This is a genomic window from Brunnivagina elsteri CCALA 953 (assembly GCF_002289455.1).
GTDB classification, from domain to species: Bacteria; Cyanobacteriota; Cyanobacteriia; order Cyanobacteriales; family Nostocaceae; genus Brunnivagina; species Brunnivagina elsteri.
In genome coordinates, this window is record NZ_NTFS01000044.1 from 1 (window position 1) to 24,688 (window position 24,688).

19 protein-coding genes and 1 pseudogene are annotated in these 24,688 nt (G+C 38.6%); 9 read left to right on the forward strand and 11 right to left on the reverse strand.

The window, feature by feature from the left end; genetic code table 11:
• The first annotated feature begins 814 nt into the window (after positions 1–814).
• Positions 815–1,210, forward strand: a complete 396-nt coding sequence (locus CK510_RS06190) for a hypothetical protein (protein WP_095720864.1) — start codon at positions 815–817, stop codon at positions 1,208–1,210.
• A 128-nt stretch (positions 1,211–1,338) separates the two neighbouring features.
• Here the strand turns inward: CK510_RS06190 and CK510_RS06195 are convergent, their stop codons facing one another.
• Positions 1,339–2,046: a diacylglycerol/polyprenol kinase family protein gene (locus CK510_RS06195; protein ID WP_095720865.1), complete on the reverse strand. Its 708-nt coding sequence runs from the start codon at positions 2,044–2,046 to the stop codon at positions 1,339–1,341.
• A 61-nt stretch (positions 2,047–2,107) separates the two neighbouring features.
• On the opposite strand from CK510_RS06195, the gene yidD reads away from it, so the two are divergent.
• The 7 genes from yidD to CK510_RS06230 all read left to right on the forward strand — a co-directional run bounded on the left by yidD (position 2,108) and on the right by CK510_RS06230 (position 13,814).
• Entirely contained in the window at positions 2,108–2,371 is a 264-nt protein-coding gene (gene yidD / locus CK510_RS06200) for a membrane protein insertion efficiency factor YidD (protein ID WP_095720866.1), read from the forward strand.
• 291 nt (positions 2,372–2,662) lie between these two features.
• Positions 2,663–3,376, forward strand: a complete 714-nt coding sequence (locus CK510_RS06205) for a M15 family metallopeptidase (RefSeq protein WP_095720867.1) — start codon at positions 2,663–2,665, stop codon at positions 3,374–3,376.
• A 197-nt stretch (positions 3,377–3,573) separates the two neighbouring features.
• On the forward strand, positions 3,574–4,530 hold the full coding sequence (locus CK510_RS06210) for a diacylglycerol/lipid kinase family protein (protein WP_095720868.1): 957 nt from the start codon (positions 3,574–3,576) through the stop codon (positions 4,528–4,530).
• A 294-nt stretch (positions 4,531–4,824) separates the two neighbouring features.
• The gene (locus CK510_RS06215; RefSeq protein WP_095720869.1) at positions 4,825–5,697 is read left to right on the forward strand and encodes a metallophosphoesterase; all 873 of its coding nucleotides are present in this window, start codon (positions 4,825–4,827) and stop codon (positions 5,695–5,697) included.
• A 1,049-nt stretch (positions 5,698–6,746) separates the two neighbouring features.
• The gene (smc, locus tag CK510_RS06220; protein WP_095720870.1) at positions 6,747–10,430 is read left to right on the forward strand and encodes a chromosome segregation protein SMC; all 3,684 of its coding nucleotides are present in this window, start codon (positions 6,747–6,749) and stop codon (positions 10,428–10,430) included.
• 60 nt (positions 10,431–10,490) lie between these two features.
• Entirely contained in the window at positions 10,491–11,480 is a 990-nt protein-coding gene (locus CK510_RS06225; RefSeq protein WP_095720871.1) for a PRC-barrel domain-containing protein, read from the forward strand.
• Positions 11,481–11,828: 348 nt separating this feature from the next.
• The gene (locus tag CK510_RS06230; protein WP_095720872.1) at positions 11,829–13,814 is read left to right on the forward strand and encodes a HEAT repeat domain-containing protein; all 1,986 of its coding nucleotides are present in this window, start codon (positions 11,829–11,831) and stop codon (positions 13,812–13,814) included.
• 44 nt (positions 13,815–13,858) lie between these two features.
• On the opposite strand, the gene CK510_RS06235 is transcribed toward CK510_RS06230, so the two are convergent.
• The 4 genes from CK510_RS06235 to CK510_RS06250 form a co-directional block, all read right to left on the reverse strand.
• Positions 13,859–14,893 (reverse strand): D-alanine--D-alanine ligase family protein, encoded by a 1,035-nt coding sequence (locus CK510_RS06235; protein WP_095720873.1) that lies wholly within the window; start codon positions 14,891–14,893, stop codon positions 13,859–13,861.
• A 112-nt stretch (positions 14,894–15,005) separates the two neighbouring features.
• Positions 15,006–16,397 (reverse strand): ATP-grasp domain-containing protein, encoded by a 1,392-nt coding sequence (locus CK510_RS06240; protein ID WP_095720874.1) that lies wholly within the window; start codon positions 16,395–16,397, stop codon positions 15,006–15,008.
• A gap of 4 nt (positions 16,398–16,401) precedes the next feature.
• A complete protein-coding gene (locus CK510_RS06245) occupies positions 16,402–17,235 on the reverse strand; it encodes an O-methyltransferase (protein ID WP_095720875.1) in 834 nt (277 codons plus the stop codon).
• Positions 17,236–17,456: 221 nt separating this feature from the next.
• Positions 17,457–18,686 (reverse strand): sedoheptulose 7-phosphate cyclase, encoded by a 1,230-nt coding sequence (locus CK510_RS06250; protein WP_095720876.1) that lies wholly within the window; start codon positions 18,684–18,686, stop codon positions 17,457–17,459.
• 1,019 nt (positions 18,687–19,705) lie between these two features.
• Between CK510_RS06250 and CK510_RS06255 the strand changes: the two genes are divergently transcribed.
• Positions 19,706–20,692, forward strand: a complete 987-nt coding sequence (locus CK510_RS06255) for a metal ABC transporter solute-binding protein, Zn/Mn family (RefSeq protein ID WP_095720877.1) — start codon at positions 19,706–19,708, stop codon at positions 20,690–20,692.
• A gap of 559 nt (positions 20,693–21,251) precedes the next feature.
• On the opposite strand, the gene CK510_RS32305 is transcribed toward CK510_RS06255, so the two are convergent.
• The 6 genes and pseudogenes from CK510_RS32305 to CK510_RS06280 all read right to left on the reverse strand — a co-directional run bounded on the left by CK510_RS32305 (position 21,252) and on the right by CK510_RS06280 (position 24,534).
• Complete coding sequence (locus tag CK510_RS32305) at positions 21,252–21,416, reverse strand: hypothetical protein (RefSeq protein WP_169927001.1); 165 nt, start codon at positions 21,414–21,416, stop codon at positions 21,252–21,254.
• Positions 21,417–21,812: 396 nt separating this feature from the next.
• Positions 21,813–22,160 (reverse strand): Rieske (2Fe-2S) protein, encoded by a 348-nt coding sequence (locus CK510_RS06260; RefSeq protein ID WP_095720881.1) that lies wholly within the window; start codon positions 22,158–22,160, stop codon positions 21,813–21,815.
• A gap of 177 nt (positions 22,161–22,337) precedes the next feature.
• Positions 22,338–23,027, reverse strand: a pseudogene (locus CK510_RS06265) (sensor histidine kinase); the annotation flags it as partial.
• Positions 22,966–23,415, reverse strand: a complete 450-nt coding sequence (locus tag CK510_RS06270; RefSeq protein WP_095720879.1) for a GAF domain-containing protein — start codon at positions 23,413–23,415, stop codon at positions 22,966–22,968. The pseudogene CK510_RS06265 and the gene CK510_RS06270, both read right to left, overlap by 62 nt.
• Positions 23,416–23,651: 236 nt before the next feature.
• Positions 23,652–24,122: a riboflavin biosynthesis intermediates N-glycosidase gene (gene ybiA / locus CK510_RS06275; protein ID WP_095720882.1), complete on the reverse strand. Its 471-nt coding sequence runs from the start codon at positions 24,120–24,122 to the stop codon at positions 23,652–23,654.
• Between the two features lie 91 nt (positions 24,123–24,213).
• Positions 24,214–24,534, reverse strand: a complete 321-nt coding sequence (locus CK510_RS06280; RefSeq protein ID WP_095720880.1) for a hypothetical protein — start codon at positions 24,532–24,534, stop codon at positions 24,214–24,216.
• Positions 24,535–24,688 lie beyond the last annotated feature (154 nt).

Below are 24,688 nucleotides of genomic sequence, written 5' to 3' on the forward strand. Positions count from 1 at the left end.
AGAATCTGGAGTTTAGCCCACATACTGAGATGCTTCGTTCCTCAGCATGACATAGAAGAAGACTTTTCAAACAACCTCTCAAAACAGTTTGTTAAATAACCCGTACAATTGGGTAATAAGGGAATACCAAGAAATAAATTGTCCCTAATTGTAGGGGCGGGATTACCCCACCCTTACGAATGATACAATTGGTAATTATAGAATTGGAATATTTTATTTTCTGGAAGTCCTTAAGTCTGTGTGTAATATTGTGCTTAATTCTTGGGCTTAATGTTTATTTTGGAATAGTTACTAAGAAAAGTTTCTTTTCATTGCAAAAATTAAAAAATATTCTTTAAAGTTAATAATTAAAACTGGCAAATAAAGCAGTGATTTATCCTACATGAAAGCTTTTGGGATAAATATTTATGTATTTTACCTTCTGATTTTTATCTTTCGATACCAGTTTAAGCGATACCAGGGTTTATGTAACGTATTGTAAAGATGAATAAAAAATAAAATTTTCTTTGAAATTTTAAAGATGCGATCGCGAATAACTATATTCAAAGTTGGGTTTGTGATAACCATATTGTAGAGACTCGGATTTCCCTCCAGGCAAAAGTCAGAGTCTTCGTACAAAGTAAAGGTTTAAGGGATTTGAGGAGTTATAGAAGTTCAGAAAAGCCAAACTGAAAAATTCTGAATATCAAGTAAATAACTCCGAAAGAATGAAAATGTTGTTTTGTGATTCTTTTCTATTTCGCTGTTGGTGGCAAATCATCGGTGAAACTTTGCATCACCATAACCGCAAAAAATAAATTTAGGAGAAAGAATAATGTTTTGGAAATTAGCAATGAGTGCTTTGGTATTACCAGCATACTTGGGATTTGGAGCAGTAACAGCAGAAGCTGCCGTACTCCAGAAGCAAGAAGTTACCACCATCCCATCCCAAGAACCCCAATACATCGCCAACAATGACGATTGTAACGATGGATACAGAAGACGTAACAATTCCTACCGTCAAAGCTCCTACCGTCAAAATTCCTACCGTCAAAATTCCTACCGTCAAAACTCCTACCATCAAAATTCCAATCATGGTGGCTACCATCGTCCTCAATACCATCAGAACTCCTACCAAGGTGGACATAATGGTGGGCACAATAATGGACACAACGGTGGACATAATAGTGGACACAACAACAACTATTACGGTGGTGGATACAACAATTAATTCCAGAATTAGGAGTTAGGAGTTAGGAATTAGAAGTTAGGAGTTAGGAATTAGGAGTTGGAAGTTGATAAATGCTCTGTTCCCAATGCCCAATTCCCAATGCCCAATGCCCAATGCCCAATGCCCAATTAACCATTACCCAGAAGTTGATTGAGCAAAAAAGCCAGGGCAGCGCTTCCGAGAGGAACCGTCAAATTATCAATTCCTAAAAAAGAAAATGTCTCCAAGGCAGTAGCTGCGATCGCAACAGCTAGAGCGACAACCCAGGTTTGCCAGATATTTCCTTGGACGCTACATAAAATCAAACTGCTGATAACATAGCTGGTGAGGGTCATTGAGAGAGAACCCTCCCAGCTTTTTTGTCCTCCAAAAAGTTTATACTTATGCTTTCCGAAACGCTGCCCAATCAGTGCAGCGAATCCATCACCCCAAGCCATAATTAAAATACCTAATGCGGCATAATATGGTTGATTTAAGTACCAAAAGCAACCAACTAGAATTCCAATACTTAGGGCATAGAAAAACGTTCCCAAACTTTTGCGTCCAACGCTATTAATACCGGGCAGAATTGGAAAACGGTAAGATAGTAACGCGATCGCACTTGCTATAATCGAGGCTGAAATTCCCAGAATTGCAGGTATATCAAGCAGCCATGCCAGCAAAATCACATTACCCGTACCGATATGAACAATCTTTCGGACAATCTCGGAGTTTTTACTAGTTGAACGGTTGACAATCCAAGCGACGGACAAAACTAAGGTTATCCAAGTTGCAACGCTAGAGATTTGCAACCACAGGGGATAATCGGATTCCAGACTGGTAAATATAGTTATCAAAGATACAGTTATGTCTATAATTTCCTAACATCTACTAATTTATAAGATTTGGGTGACAAGAATGAAATTAGCAATGATTTGGTTAATTAAGGGATACCGAATGTTTATTTCCCCCCTATTCCCGCCGACTTGTCGTTTTCAACCCACTTGTTCCATGTATGCTATTGATGCGATCGCAAGATTTGGAGCAATTAAAGGCAGTTGGTTAGCGGTTCGACGCATTCTGAAGTGTCATCCCTTCCATCCCGGAGGTTACGATCCTGTGCCGGAAGTTGCTGGAAGTAAGAAAAAATCTTGCTCTTGTTGCGAAGATAAGGATAATTAAGGGGAAGTATTTTTTACTATTAAACCTCGTCCATGATGAAACCCGGAGTTTTTTAATGATTCTAATGCGTCATTGCGACGTAAGGAAGCAATCTCAAGGTCTTTATGGAAAACTACAGTTCTCAAGGTAGACTAGGTTTAACTATAGCAATCCTAAATCATTTGTGAAAATTATTATCTCTTCCTTCTTTCTTCCCTCTGTGTCTTGGCGTTCTTGGCGGTTCATTTCCTAATTTATATTTTGCACGAATCAAATAGGACTGCTATATTAACCATTCATCACTAATAAACAATGCCAAAAAGACCTTACCATAATATCCCTATTATTGAATCAAACGAACCACTTATACAAATTCCCCTAGAAAAATTTGCAGTTGAAACACCTCATCCCTATGAAAAACTTGGGGCACCTTATGGTAAATATTCACCTTATTTTTTACGCGAAAGTATTGTTAATAAATTAATCGCAGCACAGGATTATTTACAACAAAAGTATCCTCACTGGTATATTCAAATATTTGATGCTTATCGTCCTGTGGAAGTGCAACAATTTATGGTGGATTACAGCTTTGCACAAGCGTTACAAGAAAAAGGACTAATAGAATCAGAATTAACAGAAACGCAACGGGAATATATCTGGGAAGAAGTATATAAAATTTGGGCAGCACCAAGTTTCAATATTACCACTCCACCTCCCCATAGTACAGGTGCAGCGATAGATGTAACCTTAGTAGATGATAGCGGCAAAACCGTAGATATGGGTTCACCGATCGATGAAATGTCCGATCGCTCAATGCCCAATTATTACGCTAATAGCCCACAAGCATCTACATACCATCTAAATCGACAACTACTTTGCGATGTTATGGAAAAAGCAGACTTCCATCGTAACCCACGGGAATGGTGGCATTTTTCATTCGGAGACCAAATGTGGACTTGGCAGCACAATCAAACCAACCCAAATAGCATCATGACAGCAAAATATGGAAGGTTAATAATTACGTAGAGACGACCCGATGGGTCGTCTAATAATTAATAATTAAAGTAAATTGGATGGATATATACAGCAGATTGCAAATGAAGTATATAACAAGAGGTAAAAACCGCAGATAGACGCAGATAAACGCGGAGAAATACAAAATGCTGTATGTAGTTTATCATGTCAACTACCGACACCAACCTCTCGACATTGGAATTTGACTCATGGGTACTGCATTACCATCACAACCCCGCGTTTTAATACTATTTAACCCGTTTGCAGGTCAAGCATATAACCTCAAGCAAACTCTCGAAAGCGCTGCCGAAATTTGGCAAAATCATGGTTGGGTTGTCGAATTGCGTCCAACTCAAGCCCCTGGTGATGCCACTGTACAAGCGCGGGAAGCTGCAAGTAAAGGGTTTGATGTGGTTGTGGCTGCTGGGGGTGATGGTACAGTAAATGAGGTGATGAATGGCTTGGTAGGAACTAGTACCGCTTTGGCTGTTTTGCCGATTGGGACGGTGAATATTTGGGCAAGGGAGTTGGGTTTATCGATGGATTTGCGACGTGCTGCAACGGCTTTTTTACAAGCGCAAATCGAACAAATCGACGTGGGTAAAGCGGGAACACGTCACTTTCTATTAATGGCTGGAATTGGCTTTGATGCGGCTGTGACGGCAACTATCAATCCCAGAGATAAAAAAAGGTTGGGCGCGATCGCATATGTTAAACAGGCTCTACAATTGGCTTGGTGTTTCCAAGGGGTTAAAAGCCATATCCGTATTGATGGTAAGCGAATTCGCGGACGGGTATTATTGGTGGTGATTGGTAATAGTCAGCTTTATGGTGGTGTGGTTAAGTTAACGGCACATGCGGTTGTGAATGATGGTTTGCTTGATGTCTGCATTATTAAAGGACGTAGTATGTTGGTTGCTCCATTACGTTTGATGTCTGTTTTTACACGACGCTACAACCGTGACCCCAAAGTTGAGTATTATCGAGCGCAAAAAGTAATTATTAAGGGGAAAAAGACTTTTCCTGTGCAGGTTGATGGGGATTATTTGGGTACTACACCAATGAATTTTGAAGTTGTTCCTGGAGGGATAAGGGTTTTAGTTCCTCCTAGTGCTGATAAGTCGTTGTGGTGCGATGAGAATTCCCCCAGTAATTACAAGTTTTAACTAGGTTTGAGTGCTTGTATCATATCCAATAGCACCACAACCATTCGGAATCAGAAAGAGATTCTAATGAATTATTTAACTGTTATTGAAAATTTAAAAGTTGATGGACTGATTCTAGTGAAAGATTACTGGCATCAAGAGTGGTAGTCATTGCTGTATACCTCTTTTCTTGAATAAATGATGTATAGTAGCATTAGCTTAGTGCTTTTTTAGTATAAACATCGGTTTAGACATAAAATTTGATTCAGTTAGCTCTACCTGTGCGAACTTACGAATAAGGAGATATATCGTGTTATGCATTGGTTGCTATCTGGTGGTTTAAGTATTGAAAAAGTCACAGTTAAAATTGTAGATTTACCAACATCATTCGCAGGGATTAAGCTGGTACAAATGTCCGATTTTCATTATGATGGATTGCGATTATCGGAAGAAGTATTACAGCAAGCGATCGCAATTACGAATGAAGCAGAACCGGATTTGATTTTCCTTACTGGAGACTACGTTACAGACAATCCATTACCTATTAATAAGTTGGTTTCTAGATTAAAAAATCTTCAAAGTCGTAGGGGAATATATGCGATTTTAGGGAATCATGATATCTACTACCGTCATCCCCATAGACAGTCGAAAAAGTCATTACCATATCTAGGGGCTAAACCGGGAATAATCGAAGCTTTTGATAGTATTGGTATCCATGTTCTTTGGAATCAAATTGCTTATCCCTTGGGTAAGGCATTACCTATTATTGGATTAGCTGAATATTGGTCACAAGATTTTAATCCAGAATCCGTAATGGAAAAATTAGACCCAAAAATACCCAGAATAGTCTTATCTCACAATCCCGATACAGCAGAAATTCTCCAAAAATGGCGAGTAGATTTACAATTATCTGGTCATACTCACGGAGGACAAATCATTATTCCTGGAGTCGGTATATTCATTCCTTACTATAATAAAATAGTCACAAAAATCCCTTTAAAAATTAGAAGAAGAATACCATTTTTCCCAGTAAAACCAATAATATTTATTAAACATTGGGAATGGGCGATTGGTTACCATAAAATTGCTAACAATCAATTGTACGTGAATCGCGGTTTAGGAACTTATCCCCCGGGACGTTTATTTTGTCCTCCAGAAGTCACCATTATTACCTTATTACCCGCATAAATCTTGAATTGTAGAGTCATCACAAAATAAGGGAAAATAGCCGTTTGCCCCCTACCTGATATTCTCTTTTATACTAAAAACGGTTAAGGATTATACTTTTTATCTACCAAACCTAATATTTATTAAGCCTCTCCCCTTACTAAGGGGAGAGGTTGGAGAGGGGTTCTATATTAGTCAAATTTTAAGCCGTTTGCAGTATACACCACAGATTTTGGATGAATTTCTAACCTTTAAAAGGTACAGACTCAACAACCTAGATTGATGGTGTGTTACGGACTATAGTACTAAAATACTCTGCAACATATTTGGAAGTCCCTTATTTGCTCCCACTGAGTATACTTGTTTTCTCTATATAGAAATAGAAAGCTGGTTTTTTATCAATATAAATACGGTAATAAGCTTATTTAGGTTTCAATAATTACAAAAAATAGCAGATTTATTTTCCAACAATCACGAATAATCTAAGGTTGAGAAGCTTCTCAAAATCCAACAAAGATTATGGATATATTTAAATGTTCTTAAAATTATAATTGTCAACCGTAGTAAAAACTCAAATCAATGTTTAGATTACAAAATTGATTTTGGGTTTATTTATAACCAAAAAATCAACGCAAGAATAGCACTTTCAGAGCAGAGAAAATAAAAGTTATACGCCTCCCGCGAGTATTGAGAATATCGCACCCTGAAAGTACTGTCAATCCGTACACAAATTTTCTCTTTATTAAGATTTCCTGACATTCTTAACATATGAAACTTCAATTATTTAAATGATAATTTAGTAAAAGCATTGTCTAGACTTATATAAACCCAAAAGGTGGGATACTCTCCAACATTAAGCTCCGCTTGTCGTACCATCTAATGTTTGGTATTGCCGCTAGGGAGTATCGTACAAACCTATCCTGTTGTACTATTAGTCAAGTTAAAACTATCGATTTAAAGCGATCTGTTGAAAATTCGAGAAATATTTATCTTGATGACCATAACTCCCTGTTGCAAATAACACTTAAATTGGTACACTTTTACTTCATTAGCCCAGATGCACAACGCTTATGGTTCACATAAAGCGCGTTGAACTTACAAACTTTAAATCTTTTGGCGGCACAACTTCGGTACCATTATTACCGGGGTTTACTGTTGTGACTGGTCCTAATGGTTCTGGTAAGTCAAATATTCTCGACGCTCTACTTTTTTGCTTGGGTTTGGCTGGTTCGAGGGGAATGCGTGCAGATAAATTGCCTGATTTGGTAAATACGAACCTAATCACGAAAGCACGTTCGACTGTGGAAGCTAGCGTTACGGTGACGTTTGATTTGTCAGACCATCAGCCGGGTACAATGGTTGATGAGGATTTGACGATTACGGTTAGCGATGGTGATGATTTTGTTGCGGATGAGATTGAGGATGAACCTCCAATAGAGGAACTCAGCGAAGACGATCAAACCCGTAAGGAAAAAATCCGCGCTAAACCTGGTGAAGATTGGTTAGTGACGCGACGATTGCGGGTGACGCAGCAGGGTACTTATACATCAAATTACTACATCAATGGGATTTCTTGTACCCTTTCGGAGTTGCATGAACAACTGGAGAATATGCGGGTTAATCCCGATGGTTACAATGTTGTTCTCCAAGGGGACGTTACTGGTATAATCTCGATGAATGGACGGGAACGTCGGGAAATTATTGATGAGTTAGCTGGTGTTGCCTCGTTCGATCGGAAAATTCACCAAGCTAAAAAAACTTTAGAGGAAGTGAAGGAAAAGGAAGATAGCTGTCGGATTATTGAGTCGGAATTAGTCATTCAGTGCGATCGCTTGGCTCAAGATAAGGCTAAAGCTGAGAAGTACCAAAAGTATCGTACGGAGTTTCTCGAAAAGCAAAAGTGGGAATCTGTACTTTCTTGGCGAAGTTTTCTTTCGCAGCAGGAAAAATTACAAACCCAGATTCAAGCTGGGGATAAGCAAAGTACTGAACTTGGGGAACAGTTAGTTAATTTAAATAATGACATTACTGCCAAGAATGGGGCATTGGAAATAATTAATGCCCATTTGAAGACTTTAGGTGACGAGCAGTTATTAGCGACACAATCGTTACTTGCTAATCAAGAAGCTGAAAAGAAGCAATTACAGCGTCAGCAAAATGAATTAACTAATACCCAGCAGGAAACAGCGCGAAAATTAGTCCATACCCAAGGGGAAATTCAGCAGCATCAACAAAATTTGCAGCAAGTTGGGGAAGGGCAAATATTAGAACGACAATCCATTTTATATTGTCAGCAACAACGGGATACGGCGCAGCAAACCCTGGAGCAATCTCGTGAAACTGCGGGAACAGTTGCTGCGGCATCGGAAGCTTGGGTACAGCAACAAACCGCACTCAATCGTCAAATTGAGACTTTGCTACAAACTTTGGAACCCCAACGTACCGAACAAGCGCAATTAACGGAGAGAAATGCCCAGTTACAGCAACAAATTCACGAACAAAGCGATTTATTACAACGATTAGAGCCAGAATTAGCCGAAAAACAAACCCAACTTGTTCAACTTGAAGATGAAGTTGGAGATTCCACTGAACCAATTCAGGATTTAGCCCAAAATCTCGCTGCCACAGAACAGGAATTACAGCTACAGCAGGAGACACAAAAGCGACTTTTAGGGGAACAACGGGATAAACATCGTCAACTCGACAAACTTGAAGCTCAAGTACAGGCACAACAGGAAGCTCAGGGTACTGGTGCTAGTAAGGTGATTATGCAAGCTGGACTTCCGGGAGTTTGCGGATTAGTTGCCGAGTTGGGACGGGTAGAACCGGAGTTTCAATTAGCCTTGGAAATCTCTGCTGGAGCCAGATTGGCGAATATTGTTGTTGAGGATGATTCGATTGGGGCTGCTGGTATCGAATTACTCAAACAGCGACGGGCTGGACGTGCAACATTTCTACCTTTAAATAAAATTCAAGTACCCCGGATTCCCCAAGTGGGAGAACTACGTCAAGCAAGTGGATTTGTGGATTTAGCGGTGAATTTGGTGGAGACAGAGAACCGTTTCCGCGATGTCTTCGGCTATATATTTGGGGGAACAGTAGTATTTGAAAGTTTAAACCAAGCTCGTTCCTACCTGGGAAGATATCGAATAGTCACCCTGGATGGGGAATTACTCGAATCAAGCGGAGCCATGACAGGTGGTAGCATGGGAACGCGATCGCAATTACGTTTTGGCACGCCGGAATCTGGGGATTCGGAAGAAGTTAGCCAGATTAAACGGCGATTGAATGAGATTGAACGAGTTTTAGATAGATGTGGCGAAGCAATTAGCAATTTAACTGCAAAAACAAAGCAATTAGCCCAAGAATTGACCGAATCTCGCCAAGGAAAACGGGAACAATTACTCAAACTAGAAGTATTACAAAGGGAAATTAAGAACTTAGCCAATCAAGTCGAAACCGCAAAAAAACAACTTTCCCAAAACCAAGAAAAATTTACCATAGCGCGATCGCGCTTAGATATATTAGCTGGGGAATTACCAAGTCAAGAAGAAAGTTTGTCCCAATTACGACAAGTATTAGCAGAGCTAGAATCCTCGCAAACACCGAGCGAATGGCAAGTCATTCAAGCAGCGATTAAGAATAATGAGCAACAATTACAACAAAGAGAGACAGCATTACGCGAAGCTCAACAACGGTTAACAAACCTGGAATCCCAACAGCTACGACTCCAAGAGCGTATCCAAGAAGCCGAAACACGTATCGAACAATACCAGCAACAACAAAATCATTGTCAAAACACAATTAATCGTATTACTAGGGAATTAGCCGCACTTTCGACCCAAATCGAACAAACCCGTGTCAAATTCGCCCAACTCGAAGCCCATTTAGGGGAAGATAAAAAGAAACGCGATGCACTAGAAGCCGAACTGCGATCGCACCTCTTGAAACAACAACAAATCGAATGGGAAATCCAAAAACTCCAAGAAAGTCAAATTAGCCGAAGGGAAGAACTAGTAAACGTCCAAGCACAACTACAAACAGTTTCTCAAGAATTACCAACACCACTCCCAGAAGTTCCCGAACAAGTCGATTTAGAAGAATTGCAGAAAGAACTCAAAAGCCTCACCAAGCGAATGCAAGCAATGGAACCCGTCAACATGCTGGCACTGGAACAGTACGATCGCACCCAAAATCGCCTCCAAGAATTAACCCAAAAATTAGAAACATTAGAAGGGGAACGCACCGAACTATTATTAAGAATTGAAAATTTCACAACCCTACGTCAACGTGCCTTTAAAGAAGCATTCGACGCAGTAAACGAAAACTTTCAGACAATTTTTGCCGGATTATCTGATGGAGACGGTTACTTACAATTAGAAAACCCCGAAGATCCATTCACTAGCGGATTAAGCATGGTTGCACATCCCAAAGGAAAACCCGTACAGCGTCTTGCCTCAATGTCAGGGGGAGAAAAATCCCTCACAGCCTTAAGCTTTATCTTTGCCCTGCAAAAATATCGTCCATCACCATTTTACGCTTTTGATGAAGTTGATAGCTTCCTAGACGGGTTTAACGTCGAGCGATTATCCAAAGTTGTTCGTCAACAATCATCCAGTGCCCAATTCATCGTTGTCAGTCACCGTCGTCCAATGATAGAATCAGCCGAACGTACAATTGGTGTTACCCAAGCGAGAGGTGCTCATACCCAAGTCTTGGGAATTAACCTCAAGACGGAGAATACATCTGCTTGATTTTTTGTTAATAATAGTGTATTGATTAACCGGATTCGAGAATCGGGACTCGGTATTATAATGACCTCAGAACAAACTATTAGACGATCGGATATTTTAAACACCCAGGTAGTCACCAAAGATGCCAGACGGCTGGGTATTGTCAGTCAAGTATGGATTGATATAGATCAACGTGAGGTTGTGGCATTTAGCCTGCGAGACAGCCTGATTTCCGTTTCCGGTATACCGCGTTACATGTATCTAGATAGTATCAACAAAATTGGTGATGTTATTCTCGTAGAAAACGAAGATGCGATCGAAGATATTGATGTCGATGCTTACAGTAACCTGGTAAATTGGGAAGTAATTACCGAAACTGGCGAAGCATTAGGTCGGGTACGGGGTTTTAAATTTGATACAAGTAACGGCAAAATTATATCGGTAGTAATTGCCTCCCTGGGATTACCCCAAGTACCCGAACAGGTATTAAGTACTTACGAAATATCCATCGATGAAATCGTCAGTACTGGTCCTAACCGTCTGATAGTATTTGAAGGAGCCGAAGAACGTTTAACCCAGCTATCCGTCGGTTTACTCGAACGCTTGGGTATTGGTAAAGCTCCTTGGGATAGGGGTAGCGAAGACGAATACTATTCCACACCAAAAACGATCGCACCAGCTAACCAACTTCCTAGTGGTGTACCTCTGGAAGCTCCAATGGCAAAAGTTCGTACCCCTGAACCTGTAGCACGGGAAGAATGGGATGAGGATTATTACGAAGCAGAACCCCCCCGTCGTCAAGTCATGGAAGCACGTCCAGCCGAATCGATTCGTTACGAAGAAGATGATTACGATGACGAGGAAGATAATTGGAGTGAAGCTACTGGTAAAGATAAATACCAGAAAGAAGCTGTTTACCAACCACCTATTCCAATTAGTAATCAATCCGATTTTGATGACGGTGATTTAGATCGGGATGCTTGGGAAGAAGACGAAGCACCAAAACCAATTAATATTCCCGAAAAGGTGAAGCAGAAGCAACCTGAGTATGAGGAAGAAGGAGGATATTAAAGTAATTTACAATTTGTAATGCCCTATCCTTACCTTTGAAAACTTCGTGAAAATAAAACCCTTCCTGATGCAAATGCTAGGAGGGGATTTTTTGTGATTTTATTGTAGGTTGGGTGGAGACGCACAAGGTATATTTGAGGGATATGATAAACCTTTGTTTGCGTCGTAACCCAACATTTTAGACGAATATTATCAATCTAAAATATAAAAGCTTGTAATTTAGTCATTTTGTAGAGAACTTTAATTAATTTTACGTCTACTCTGTTGCATCTTCGGAAATTTACCTTTAGAATCACTCATATAGTTATATAGTTTTTTGCAACCCACAAAGTTGGTGGGAAGGAGGAAATGCATGATTGGAAATGCTTCTTTAATTCTATTCCCGGTAATCTAGAACAGAGCAATTACCGCATTTTTGAGCCAAATAACCAAGATGAAAAAGCAGAAATTTTCCATTGGTTTAGTCGAGATGATATTCCGAAAGTCACAAAAGACGAGTTTATCGAAGCATTAATTAATTTTGAGATTGGCTTTGATGATAACTACGAAAACTTTTACCGATATCGCGCATATTTCCTTGCTGCGGAAGCTTTAAGTTACTTCCCCGATTCCTGTTTTGGTGATGAAATCGTCAACCAATTATTGAAGTGGAGTTATGTTTATTTTGGCTGGCAGATTGTCCCATCACCACTGAAACAAGCAGCACGAGAAACTTTAAAAATTAGCGATACCTACGGTGGTAAACTACGCAATCGAGTCATTACAGCTTTTACCCAGTTATTACATTCTACAACTAGTCGGGTGACGTTGCGACATGCTGCGGTGGAATTGGGAAAATTCGATCCGGGAAATAAAACCGCGATCGCAGCTTTGATTTTACTATTGGATGTAATACAGAATGATTATTTGCAGTGGAAAATTGTTCGACAATTAGCAGATATTAGTCATGGGAATGAATATGCTATATCTAGCTTAATTCATATCATCGAAACCACCGAAAATAAAAGCATTTGTAGAAGTGCGATCGTATCTCTAAGTGATACTGCATTTGCCCATGCAACGGCAATTTTGGCTTTGACTAGGTTTTTAAAAATCAATCAAGGTGATGAAATTTGTCTGGATGCAGTTCAAGCATTACAAAAAATCGATCCAGGCAATGAAGCAGTGATGAATACTCTAATTTTCTTACTAGAGAATACTCAGAATTTGCAGATTTTTCGGGATTGTCTTGGTTTTTTAGAGCAAATTGAGCCAAGAAGTAATATTCCGATCGCAAAGCGAAGTATCGCAACATTATCAGAGAGATTAGAAAGTAGCCAATCTGAGTATTTACGTTGTTATGCTGCTGGATATTTAGCAAAATACAACCCAGAAAATGAAGTTGCCAAAAAAGCTTTATTTAACATTTTGGAAAATGGTAAAACTTCTGCCATATTTATAGCAGCAGGATACTTGGTAGAAATTGAGCCAAATAATGAACATCTCATTTATGCAATTTGTCAACAACTAGAAATTAAAAAAGATGATTATATTTCTTATCAGCTTGTCGAATGTCTAATTGGGTTAGCTAATACTAATCCGAATGCAATTACAGCATTACTTTCCGTGATGGAAACAACATCGAATCAAGTTACTTTATGGAAAGTGATTGGTGCATTTAGGAGATTGAAATTTGATAATCAATTAGTAAAATCAAAGCGTCAAGAAATTATTGATGCACTAACCAGATTTTTATGTAAAAATCAATGCAACACAAATATTGCCAGAACACTTTGGAAAATAGATTCAGAAAATGAAATTTCTGTTGCAATCCTCGCTCAAAGTACAGAAGTTAATTGTTCAGATTGGATGCTTTGGGAAGTTGCTGAGATTTTACTGGAAACTGAAAACGGCTATGACGACTCTATTTCCATCCTAAAGAAAAGTATTTCAGTATTCACAGAACTTGGCTATAATGACTATTTTTTATCTTTTTTATCTACTCAACTACAACATAATGCCAAAGAAATTAAAAATAAACCCAGACTTTTTAAGAATGTAATCAAAATCTATATTTTTGGAATTCAGAATTGTCAGGAATTAGAAGATAAACCAAATCTCAACCCTTGCCAGATGTTTGAATATGACTTGCAGTTGCTAGAAATTTCCGATCAGTTTCAGCAAATTCTCAAACCCGAATATTTTCCTAATGTCATCAAATCATTGAAACAATATCTCAATGAAACATCCTACAAAAGTACATCATACCGTTACGAAGCTGTCTACAACCTAATTTGGTATTGTGCCCAAAATATGAATTATCTTGATTTTTACAAAAGTATAGCTCTGACGTAATATTTTAAGTCTCTCTCCTTGCAGGAGAGAGATTTAGAGAGAGGTCATATTTTATTCGTCAAATTGACATTTTTCAACATTGTCTGAAAAAGCTGATCTAGAGGTATTCCTGATGCTTTTGCCATTGTGGGGATGACACTCATCTGGGCAAAAGAGCAATATAATCCTGCTTCTAAAAACCAAGGCTGTCCATTTGGGTCAATACGGAAATCAAATAGACTATAATGCTGACAATTCAGCGCTATGTGACATTTTTTAGCAGCATCCCAAACTCTCGCTGTAATCGGATCACTAGGATCAACTATCCATGATTTACTATTACCTTTAGCAACTGCACCCAAATCACCATTTTCATCCCGCTTTAGCTTATCATCATAACTGCGGATGGGTTGCTGTTCTTTGTCCATCAGGTATTCTTCCAGTGGTAAGCAAACAAGTTCACCATCTTCAACAATGACACCACATCTGACTTCCCTACCAAGCTCGATAAACGTCTCCACTAACACTTCCGAACTATGAGCAAATGCTGTTTTCAAAGCACTTTCATAATCAGAAAGATCCTTCACCAAAACTACCCCCAAAGAATTATCACCATCCACAGGTTTAACCACTGCTGGGGTAGCAATTTTGGGATAATCTCCAAAACGAAGTAATTCCCCTTGAGGTACGCTAACACCAGAAAATCCCACAACAGCTTTTGTTTTAGCCTTATTAGCAGCTAATGCCATCACATCAGGAGTATTCCCCACATAGGGAATATTCAGCAAATCAAACAAAGCTCGATAGGATGTCATCCCCGGAACACAAAACATCTGTGGTAACATCACATCGATTTTGAGTGCTGTTAAAACCTGAACAGCCTCAGCTAAAGATAGAGGAATTGCAAGTGCGATCGCATCTCGACTAAGATCGGTAGGGAAACGCCATTTACCATCTGGTGAAATGTAGGCAATGTGAAATTCGTAGAGTTCTGTATTCGCGGTAGACTTAATACAATCTTGAGCATAAAGTCTCGATAAATCAGAATAAAACTCATTAACCGCAGAACCCACCAAATGTAAAACACGCAATACCGACATATTTCCCTCTCTTTATTCCTCTGCGAAACTCTGCGCTTACCTCCCGAAGTTTTGTGGAAGAATAATCTCCCACAAACTTCTCTCCGCGCTCCTTTGCGTTAAAATATTGAAATTAATCTCCCCCCAACTCCACCAACTTTCCAATATTAAAATCTATCTTCACCCAACCTCTTAACCGTCGCAAATTCTGCAATAATAATAAGGTGATTTGCCAATGGGGAACCATCAAAAAAGGTAAAGGATCATTCAACTGATAAATCGCGTCTTTACCACGCAACAAATTCTGCAACCAACTCCAAAATTGCGACAAAGAACGAATTTCCGTCAATCGCCAAATTTCATGATAAAGCCAATAAGTTGGTTTACTACTAACAAGAGGTTGCAAAGGTTCCGAAGCAGGAATTTCCCCCAAATAAGCATCCGCAACACCAGGATGATTGTAAAACATCGTAATCGCAGAATGGGTACGGGGATTACATTCAATCGCATAAACTGTTCCATCTACGGTTTGAATAAAGTCAAAAGAAACCTGTCCAGTGATACCCATTTCTTGAATAAAATGCTTTACCCATGCCAAAATTTGCGGGTTATCAACATTCTCGTAATTCACCTGAAAAGCCGAAGATTCGCAACAGCAATGTAACCTTAATTCCCCATTCCTGACAGTGCTGTGGGTACAAAACTCCTTACCGGGTATAAACTCTTGCATAATCCAAGGTTTTTCTACACTGATAGGTAAACTCCTAACAAACGCTGCTGTCTCCTCTGAAGTATCGCAGGCAAGTTTAGTCAAATCCAAACGTCGAACTGAATCGTAAGGAATGCTTTTGAGGATGTATTTCCGCTTTTCTTGGGAAAAATCAAAGTTAATAACTTGTTCAGGATTAGTAATCTTAAACGACTTGGGAACAGATAAACCAAAACTTCTGGCTTTCTCCGAAAATGCATGTTTATCATCCAACATCTGGGTTATCTCAGCATCGCAGTGAAAAACCTCACAATGCTGGGAAAGGGCAGGTTTCACCAAAGAATCGTAGTAACTAGCAATAGGACTACACACGGGTACGTAGACATCAATATGTTCTTTTTTAACTATATCTAATAGCTGCTGTGTATAGCCTTCCGGGTCTTTTTCCGGTGGAGTCACAGTATAAAAGTTATCCACCGAATTAGAGAATTGATGCCCAGTTAACCAATATTTATGACTTTCCACAAGTACAACCCGATGTCCTGCTGCGTGGAACGATCGCGCAAGTTGTAAAGCCTTTGTCATCTTACCACCGCTAATTAAAATATTCTTCGGTGCGGTGGTTTTAAGTTGCTTCCCAACAGGTTTATTAAAAATCCCCCAAAGCAAAGATATCAAAACAATTGAGGCATTTACTGGTAATGCTAAAAACAATAAAAACAACGTACCCAAGGTTTTAAATAACCCAGATATCCTTACCCCAGAAGAAACTTGCGGTTTTTGCAGTGTCGAATCAAAAGGTATAGATTGTGCCATTTACTTAATTCAACCTTTGAATCAAAGTTAAACCATCCCGCACAGGTAATAATACTTGCTCAACACGGGAATCTTGAGCAACGGTAGAATTGAATAGTGCGATCGCATCTCCATTCGCTGTACGTTTCTCTCGTGGTAAATAAGGTTGTCCCTGTAATAAGGTATTATCAACGCAGATTAAACCGTCGGATGCCAGCAAGTTACCATCCAAAATAGTTTGGAAGTACTCCACATACTCCTTTTTATCAGCATCAATGAATATCAAATCAAAACATTCACCAGCCGCAACCAATTTACGGAGTGTTTCCAATGCTGGTGCGACTTCCACCCTAATTTTATCACCGTGGGGCGAATCAGCAAAGCAGTTTTGGGCAAAGCTAGCAACATAAGCATCAACTTCACAAGCCACCAACTTACCATCATCGGGTAGGGCTTCCGCCATCGCTAGGGCTGAATATCCCGTAAACATTCCCACTTCCAAAACCCGCTTTGCCTTAGTCATACGCACAAACATTTTTAATGTCTGTCCTTCTAAGTGTCCGGAAAGCATCTCTTGTTCTAATTGACGCACCGTTTCCCCGTCACCAAAGCGCTTTCGCCAATTTTCATTACTCGTTTTCAGCGCTAATGCTGTCAGTGCTGATGATTCTTTGGTCGTACATTCACTTGTGTATGTGTCTAGTCCTGCTGCTAATTGATACGCTAAACGCAGACTAGTCAAAACTTCTGTGGAAACGCTTGCAGCTTCTGCCATTTCTAGAGTTTTTCGCAACTCTTCTACTAAAATACCGTGGGGTGTTACAGGTCTAGCAGTATTAATTTCTACAATACTAGTCATTTGATTTTTGGCTTTGTGGATTTGTAGAGACGCAATAAATAGCGTCTCCCTTTGATTTTGGATTCTCCGTAGGAAACACTACGGAAACAAAAGATGAGATGCTTCCTTACGTCAGCATGACAGCTTGAGGTTTCTTGTCTTAATTCCAAGTTTATTAGAAGACGTGATCGATCTGTCACTTCTCTCCACGTATCCTGTCGTACTGTCAATTTGAAGCAATCCTACACTTCAATCAATTCCGATTCTTCAGTACCAATATAAGCGTCGATTCCTTCACCATTACGGGGAAGTTCAGCACAGAGAAGTCTATGTTCAGCCAAAGCTTCATCCAATTCTTCACGAGTCAAATCATTGACGAAAAAGCATTCACCAATTGGATTTGGCATTGCAGCACGTAACTTACCATCTCTAGTTTGGGTAATCGATTGAGTCGCGTACCACAACAAATCACCATCAAGTAGGGGATGATCCACAGTTAAGCCAATTCGACTCATCAAATTGAGAATGCGATCGCGCGATTCTAAATCTATATAACCACGTCTCTGGGCGATAGTTGCAGAAAGTGCCATATCCACATTCACTGCATGACCATGATACAAAGGAACTTGTGGTGCGAGTTCCAATGTGGGACTCCAAGTATGACCGTAAGCAATTACCCGATCTAAGTCAAGTTCCCGCAGGTTTGGTGTTTCCAACTCCAACATGGTTTTGATTGCTGCATAATTCAACCGATGGGCAACTTCTTGGAGTTTTTCCGAACCATTTACATAGCCAAAGTGTGTATGCAGTAATTCATGCCCATACTCGTACAACAGTTCAAAAACCTCTGCATTTGCCACTACGGCAATTTTTACCAATTCTGCCATCCCGTTACGAATCTGAGCAACTGGCAAAGTTTCTAAAAAGGAAAAGTCTAAAATTACCTTTTGGGGAGCATGATAAGCACCCAAACGATTTTTTAACTTCTTATGATTAACTGCTACCTTGATGGCAACACCAGCATCAATCAAACCAATTAAAGTTGTGGGAATGCGAATATAATTGGTACTACGACGATAAGATGCACAGGCAAAACCAACTACATCTGTAACTAAACCACCACCAACTACTAAAACTGGCTCTTTGCGAATTAAACCAAAGTCTGCAAAAGCATCTACAACTTCCTCAAATGTCTCCAGAGTCTTAGCTGGTTCACTAATATTAACAGGATAAACTGTCAATTTAATGTCATAAAATTGGAAATAAGACTTGATTTGTTCACCATATAAACGGTTCACATTTGCATCAACTACCAACAAACAACGCCCAAATTTCTGATAGCTGTCGGCAATTTCGGTGTTCCTGATATCAAACGCACCATTTACGTACACCAGACTAAATTCAATCTTCTCATATCCTGTTACGTGAAATGCCGTTTCAGTAGCAGAAAAAGTTGCTTGAGGTATGCCCATTTATCTCATCCTTACCTTTATTTAAAAACTAACAAAACCAATGCCTTTGAGTTAATGCCAATAAACAAGAAATGTCTTTCCATCTTCTAATTTCAGATAGGTAAAAACAATCTACCAGTCAATAGAGAGATATATATATATATCTCTCTTTAGACAGATTCACTCATATATTTACTGAAAAGAAATGATTGAGATATAGGCTATCTTTTAAACTTTTTTTCTTGCTGGATAATTTATAGATAGCCTAGCAACCTACAAATACACTAACAAACGCTCAAATGCGAATTAATAAAGTAGACAAAAAACCTAACTTTACACATTTGATAGTAACTTAGTCTCAATGCTGGTAATTTATTTAATTTAAAGTAAACCGCTTTGAGTTATAACGGTTTCCCAACTATTTTAAACGGAAAAACTTGTCCGGTGGAAAATCGCTTATCTTGATCTTCTAAATTCCACCTGAGATTAGAACCCTGATTGATATTCAGTTCGCTGTTTTTTAGCATTTGTCTTGAACCTTATATCGTTATAAACAAAGATAATTTGTCACACATTACCTGTAGTTTGGGATAATCTTTCCAAACTCGATCGGAGCGATTACTTTGACAGGAATCAAAGCATCAACGTGGGTAACATTCAGAAAATTAAGGTTAAGATTAATTTCACTGAATTCAACCATAAAATTTAGCTTAACTCTATTGGGGAACTTATTTACCAAACTTAATAATGATAATTAATTATAAATGTTGAGGTATTCAATAAGATTTAAATATGCTTCTTTTTTTAGCGTATATCCACTAGCAATAATTTAAAGTCACGAGTATTTTGTCAATGAGTTAATATACTCAGCTAAGATAATAATGCGATAAGCGTGTCCCCTCGAAGGTATATCGTGTTAGGAAAATCAGATAAAGACAGGGGAATATCCCATCTCTACAAACTTTATTGGTAATTCTTTCATAATTGCAATATCGCGGTTAAAATTCCTCATATATCATTAGTGATGAATACGATTTTGTATGAGGAATTTGCTTGTAATCCTATTTCTACTTCAATTTGTCCTCTCCGCTTGCAGTAATCCAAATAATGTTAAAAATACTACATCTCTGACAATTAAAACTCCTGAAAGTAAGAATCTTCCTAGAGTAGTAGTAACTACCAGTGTATTGTGCGACCTGACAAAACAAGTCGCTGGGAATACAATTAATCTTACTTGCTTGATACCGCCAGATATTAATCCCAAACGCTATCAAGTAGAAGATTCAGATGCGAGTGCGATCGCAGATGCAAAGCTAATTCTCTACAATGGTTATAATCTGGAACCTGCTGTGTTGGATTTAATCAGAGCTAGTAAAAATCCTGCACCAAAAATTGCGGTTGGAGAGCGTGCAGTGACGAAGCCAAAATTAATGATTCAAGAAGGAAGTAAAAGGCTAAATAATCCTTATTTATGGCATAATCCGAAGAATGTGTCGGTGATGGTAGATATTATTAGTAATAATCTGAATCGAATTGCACCTGAAAATGCCAATTTATATGCAGCTAATGGGAAGAAAATTAAAGGTGAAATCAATAAGTTAGATACATGGATAAAATCGCGGGTTGCCAGTATTCCTTCTTCCCAGAGAAAGCTGATTACTAATAATTTGGGAATTGGATATTATACTCAAGCTTATGGAATTAAATATGAAACTGCATTTGTGAATGTTAGTAATGATGAAAAATCCGCATCTTCGCGTTTAAAACCTTTAATCAAAAATATTCGTCAGTCGAGAGTTCCATCTATTTTTATTACCAATGTTGTCAATCCCAAATTAGCTAAAACTGTCGCGAAAGAAGCTGATGTACGTATTGCTGGCAAACAGCTTTTTGTGTATAATTTGGGGATGCCAGGTAGTGAAGGTGATACTTATCAAAAAATGATGGCTGCGAATACCCGTACTATTGTTGAAGGGTTGGGAGGAACTTATTTGAAGTTTGAACCAATGTCCCGTTCTCAAAAATAACTATACAATAAGGAATTGAGATGCTTCCTTCGTCAGCATGACAAGAGTTTATACATACTTCTGGGGAGTCACTGCATTGCGGGGGTTCCCCTCGTTATAGCAAGTGACGTTGAAGGCTTTACGTAACCCAACATTAATACTATATAATAAGTAAGAAATTAAACCGCCAAGACACAAAGAACGCCAAGAAGAGAAAATAATGGAAGATTCTTTGGTTGATTACTAGTTGAAAGCTTTTTCATTGGGATTGCTCGAAGATTATTCGGAATAGTTAGCCAAAAATGAGCTAAGTATTAATCGCAAACAATCGGGTAATTAATCTTGCAGGGTTTCAATTAATTTCATTAAGTGCAAGATGCAAACTTTCAACTAGTGAAAAAGATAGAGTAGATGGATTACATGACTCAAAAGACATATGAAAGAAACTCACTTGATTCCATATTGGCTCAAAACACGGTTGTAGCAGAATAATGGTTGTACGAAGTTTCCATAGATATGTTTTAGGTAGATTGGTTGGTGAGGTAAATTGAGTAGATGGATTTGTTAATTAATATGTTAATTAACTTGCGTGTGCCCAATCGCTGAGTGATTCTTGCTTTGGTTGGGTTTTATTTTGACGAACTGGTACTTTAGGACTACCGATATCCACATAGGATGAGGATTGCTGTCGCTTTTTCGCAGATTTAGTTTCTCGTTGATTGGGATTAGTCGGATTCGATTTCATGGCTATTTGCTCCGGTTTCCATTATTATTCAAGCACATGCTTCAATTTTTATCTTCACTCCCTCAATAGATATTTCCTGAAAATAGAATAAGGAAAAAATGAAAAAATAGAAGCCAAAGTCTATACAATTAGATTTTTAAGTTTCTAACTTTATATACCGTCTGATTTGGAAAAATATGTGCAAAAAGGTAATGGGTTCATAAATATATACTTTCTTTGCGAAAATGTTGAGCATTCCCGTATTGAAAGTATCCACGATGGAAATGTATCGTCAGGGAAAATTAAAAAATAAATTGTCCTAAACCCAAAATTTAAGGGCGGGAAAACCCCGCCCCTACGAATGATATGATTGATGGTTATATGGTTGGGATATTTGACTTTCCCGAAATCCCTAATCTAAATTTCTACCCAGATACTTCCTTCTTCTACACGAGTGGGAAAGACTGCTAGGGGTTTTTCTTTGGAAATCATCCCCATTAACTTACCTACTCCAGGGGGAAATGGAATCCAATTTGTGGGATTTCCGGTTTTTAAGTCGAATGCGCTGCGATGAAATGGACAAACAATTGCCCCATCGGTGATTTTACCTTTTTGTAAGGGTAGTTTGAGGTGAGGGCAGGAATTTTCGATCGCGTAAATTTGCTTGTTATGGTGAAGCAATAAGATAGCACGTTGCTCAACTTTAACAACTTTGCGTGCATCTTGTGGTAATTCGTCTTGTGCAAGTACTTTAACCCAGTTCATGAATTCCTCTCTTTTTGGCTTGAATGCAGCACCAACATTAGTAGCAGCATCTATCAAAAATATTTATCCAAAAATATTTATCCAATTTGGATTTTACGATATTTTCTACGCCAAAAGGGATATATCTACAGATATATCTAATGGTGGAGTGTTTGCTGTTTTGTGGGATGTTTTGATTTATTTTAGGGGAATTTCAATCATAAATTCAGTACCTTTATTTGGCTTGGAAGTGCATTTTAGTACACCTTGATGCTTGTCTACTATGATTTGATAACTAATTGCTAATCCCAATCCTGTGCCTTTTCCTACTTCCTTGGTGGTGAAAAAGGGGTCAAAAATCCTTTTTTTGACTTCTTCTGAAATTCCCATCCCATTATCAGCTATACATATAATCGCTCTTGACTTGCTTGGGGATGTTGTTGTAGAAATACGAATTTGTGGAGTGAAGTCGCAATGATTTTTTACAGCTTCAATAAGTGTATCAATTGCATTACTGAGAATATTCATTAATACCTGGTTGATTTGCCCCGCATAGCATTCGATCAAGGGTAAGTTACCATATTCTTTGATAATATCGATGCCGGGGAAATCAATGTTGGGTTTGATTCGATGTTGTAAAATCAACAAAGTGTTTTCGATCCCTTCATGTAAATCCACTGGTTTCATTTCGGCTTCGTCGAGGCGAGAAAAATTACGCAGAGATACGACTATTGAGCGGATTCTGTCTGCTCCAATTGTCATGGATGACATCAGTTTCGGTAAATCTGCGCTGATAAATTCTAAGTCTATTTCTTCAGATGTAGTATCAATTTCGACATTGGCTTCGGGATATTTTTTTTGGTAGAGGTCGAACTTGAAAATTAGATTCCTTGGTTAAAATTTCCCCAGTATCACAATTATCAAGTGGTGATAAACCAATTTTTCCACTTTCAACATCCACTATCGAACGCTGTCTAGCTTTGAGAAACATCTCTCTTGCATGGGGGGGAATATCCTCATCGGGAAAATGTAACCCTAAAAAAGATGGTAAATTTTCCTTGCAAAGCGATTCACTAATTACCTCACCACTGCCATCAGCATCGAACCGATAAACCATAATTCGATCCGTACCTAAAAACCTACGAGTATCTACTACAGCTAATTGTAAAATTTCTTGCAGTGGTCGATTACGTCGAATTCCGTCAATAGTTGGTTGCAACAAAGCTTCTTGGTCTTGATTTTGCGATATATTGGTAGTGCGATCGGCTGATGTCATTTTATGTATATAGTTATAAATATAAAGTATAAAAAAATTCTCAATCGTAAGCTTTTATCCTAGTTAGTGCCAGCCCGAAAAATGCTGAACTTCTTAGCATTTCGATTACAAATAGTCTCTATTATTTTTTTGATTAATTAAGTAAAAACTAGTATACATAACAAATCTTGCTACTTAAAAAAGTTAAAAACAAGTGAATTTACTGTTTTTTTAGATGGCGATAAACTGAAAACAAGCTAAACTGATACCGTTTGCTGTGAATATGAGTTGCGAAGTTTAGTACGCACATCCATCAAAATTTTACCAAGATGGTTTTGACCACTTTTATCAGTACCACAACCCCAAAAATAATCGCAGGGGGAATCTTCCATAAGTGTTTGTGTTCCAGTATCAAAAAGTATTTTACGAATATCGGTATGGCTAAGAAACTTTTGCAAGACGGCTTTTTGCATGACTTGAATTTTCACCCGATCCCAATCTGAACGAAGACTGCGATCGCAATTACGTCCTAATGCTGCGGCAATTTCTGGGGTGTTTGCTGCATGTATTATCGGGATGATATATTCGTCAACGCTACCGACGAATTTTTGCGCTTGGTAATAATGCTCAACTGTAGCCCAAAAAACCCCCTCTATCTCGATTCCGTGGGCAGAAAAGTTAGAGAAGCAGCCGTATGGATCGGAAGCTTTGTAAAAATAGATTGTCATTTTTGGATTTTTTATAATGTCAAAAACTGTATTTCCAATATTTATCATGCTTCTACTCTGATTTTTCGGTATTCAAAGTAGAATAGCGAATTTATGCTAAATTGCGATCGCGTGGGTTCAAGATTCCCGACTTCTGTGTAAAAGCTTTAAATCTGACAACAAGTATTGTTAGAAGTCGGGAATCTGTGCAGGTTTGAGTTTTTGCGTCGGGGAAAAAACCCAACTTCGGTGTAAAAGCTTTAAATCTGACAACAAGTATCGTTAGAAGTCGGGAATCTGTGCTGGTTTGATTTTTTACGTCGGGGAAAAAACCCAACTTCGGTGTAAAAGCTTTAAATCTGACAACAAGTATTGTTAGAAGTCGAGAATCTGTGCAGGTTTGAGTTTTCGCGTCGGGGAGAAAACCCAACATTCGTTAAGATAATAATGTTGGGTTGCATTACAGCACTTCCGTCTGTAATGAGGTACATATAAAGAGATAAAAACCTTAGATATAGACGCTACTCTGCGAGAAGTCTCGCTAGCCTACGGCAACCTCTCCGATGTACGCTCGTCTAATGCGGCTA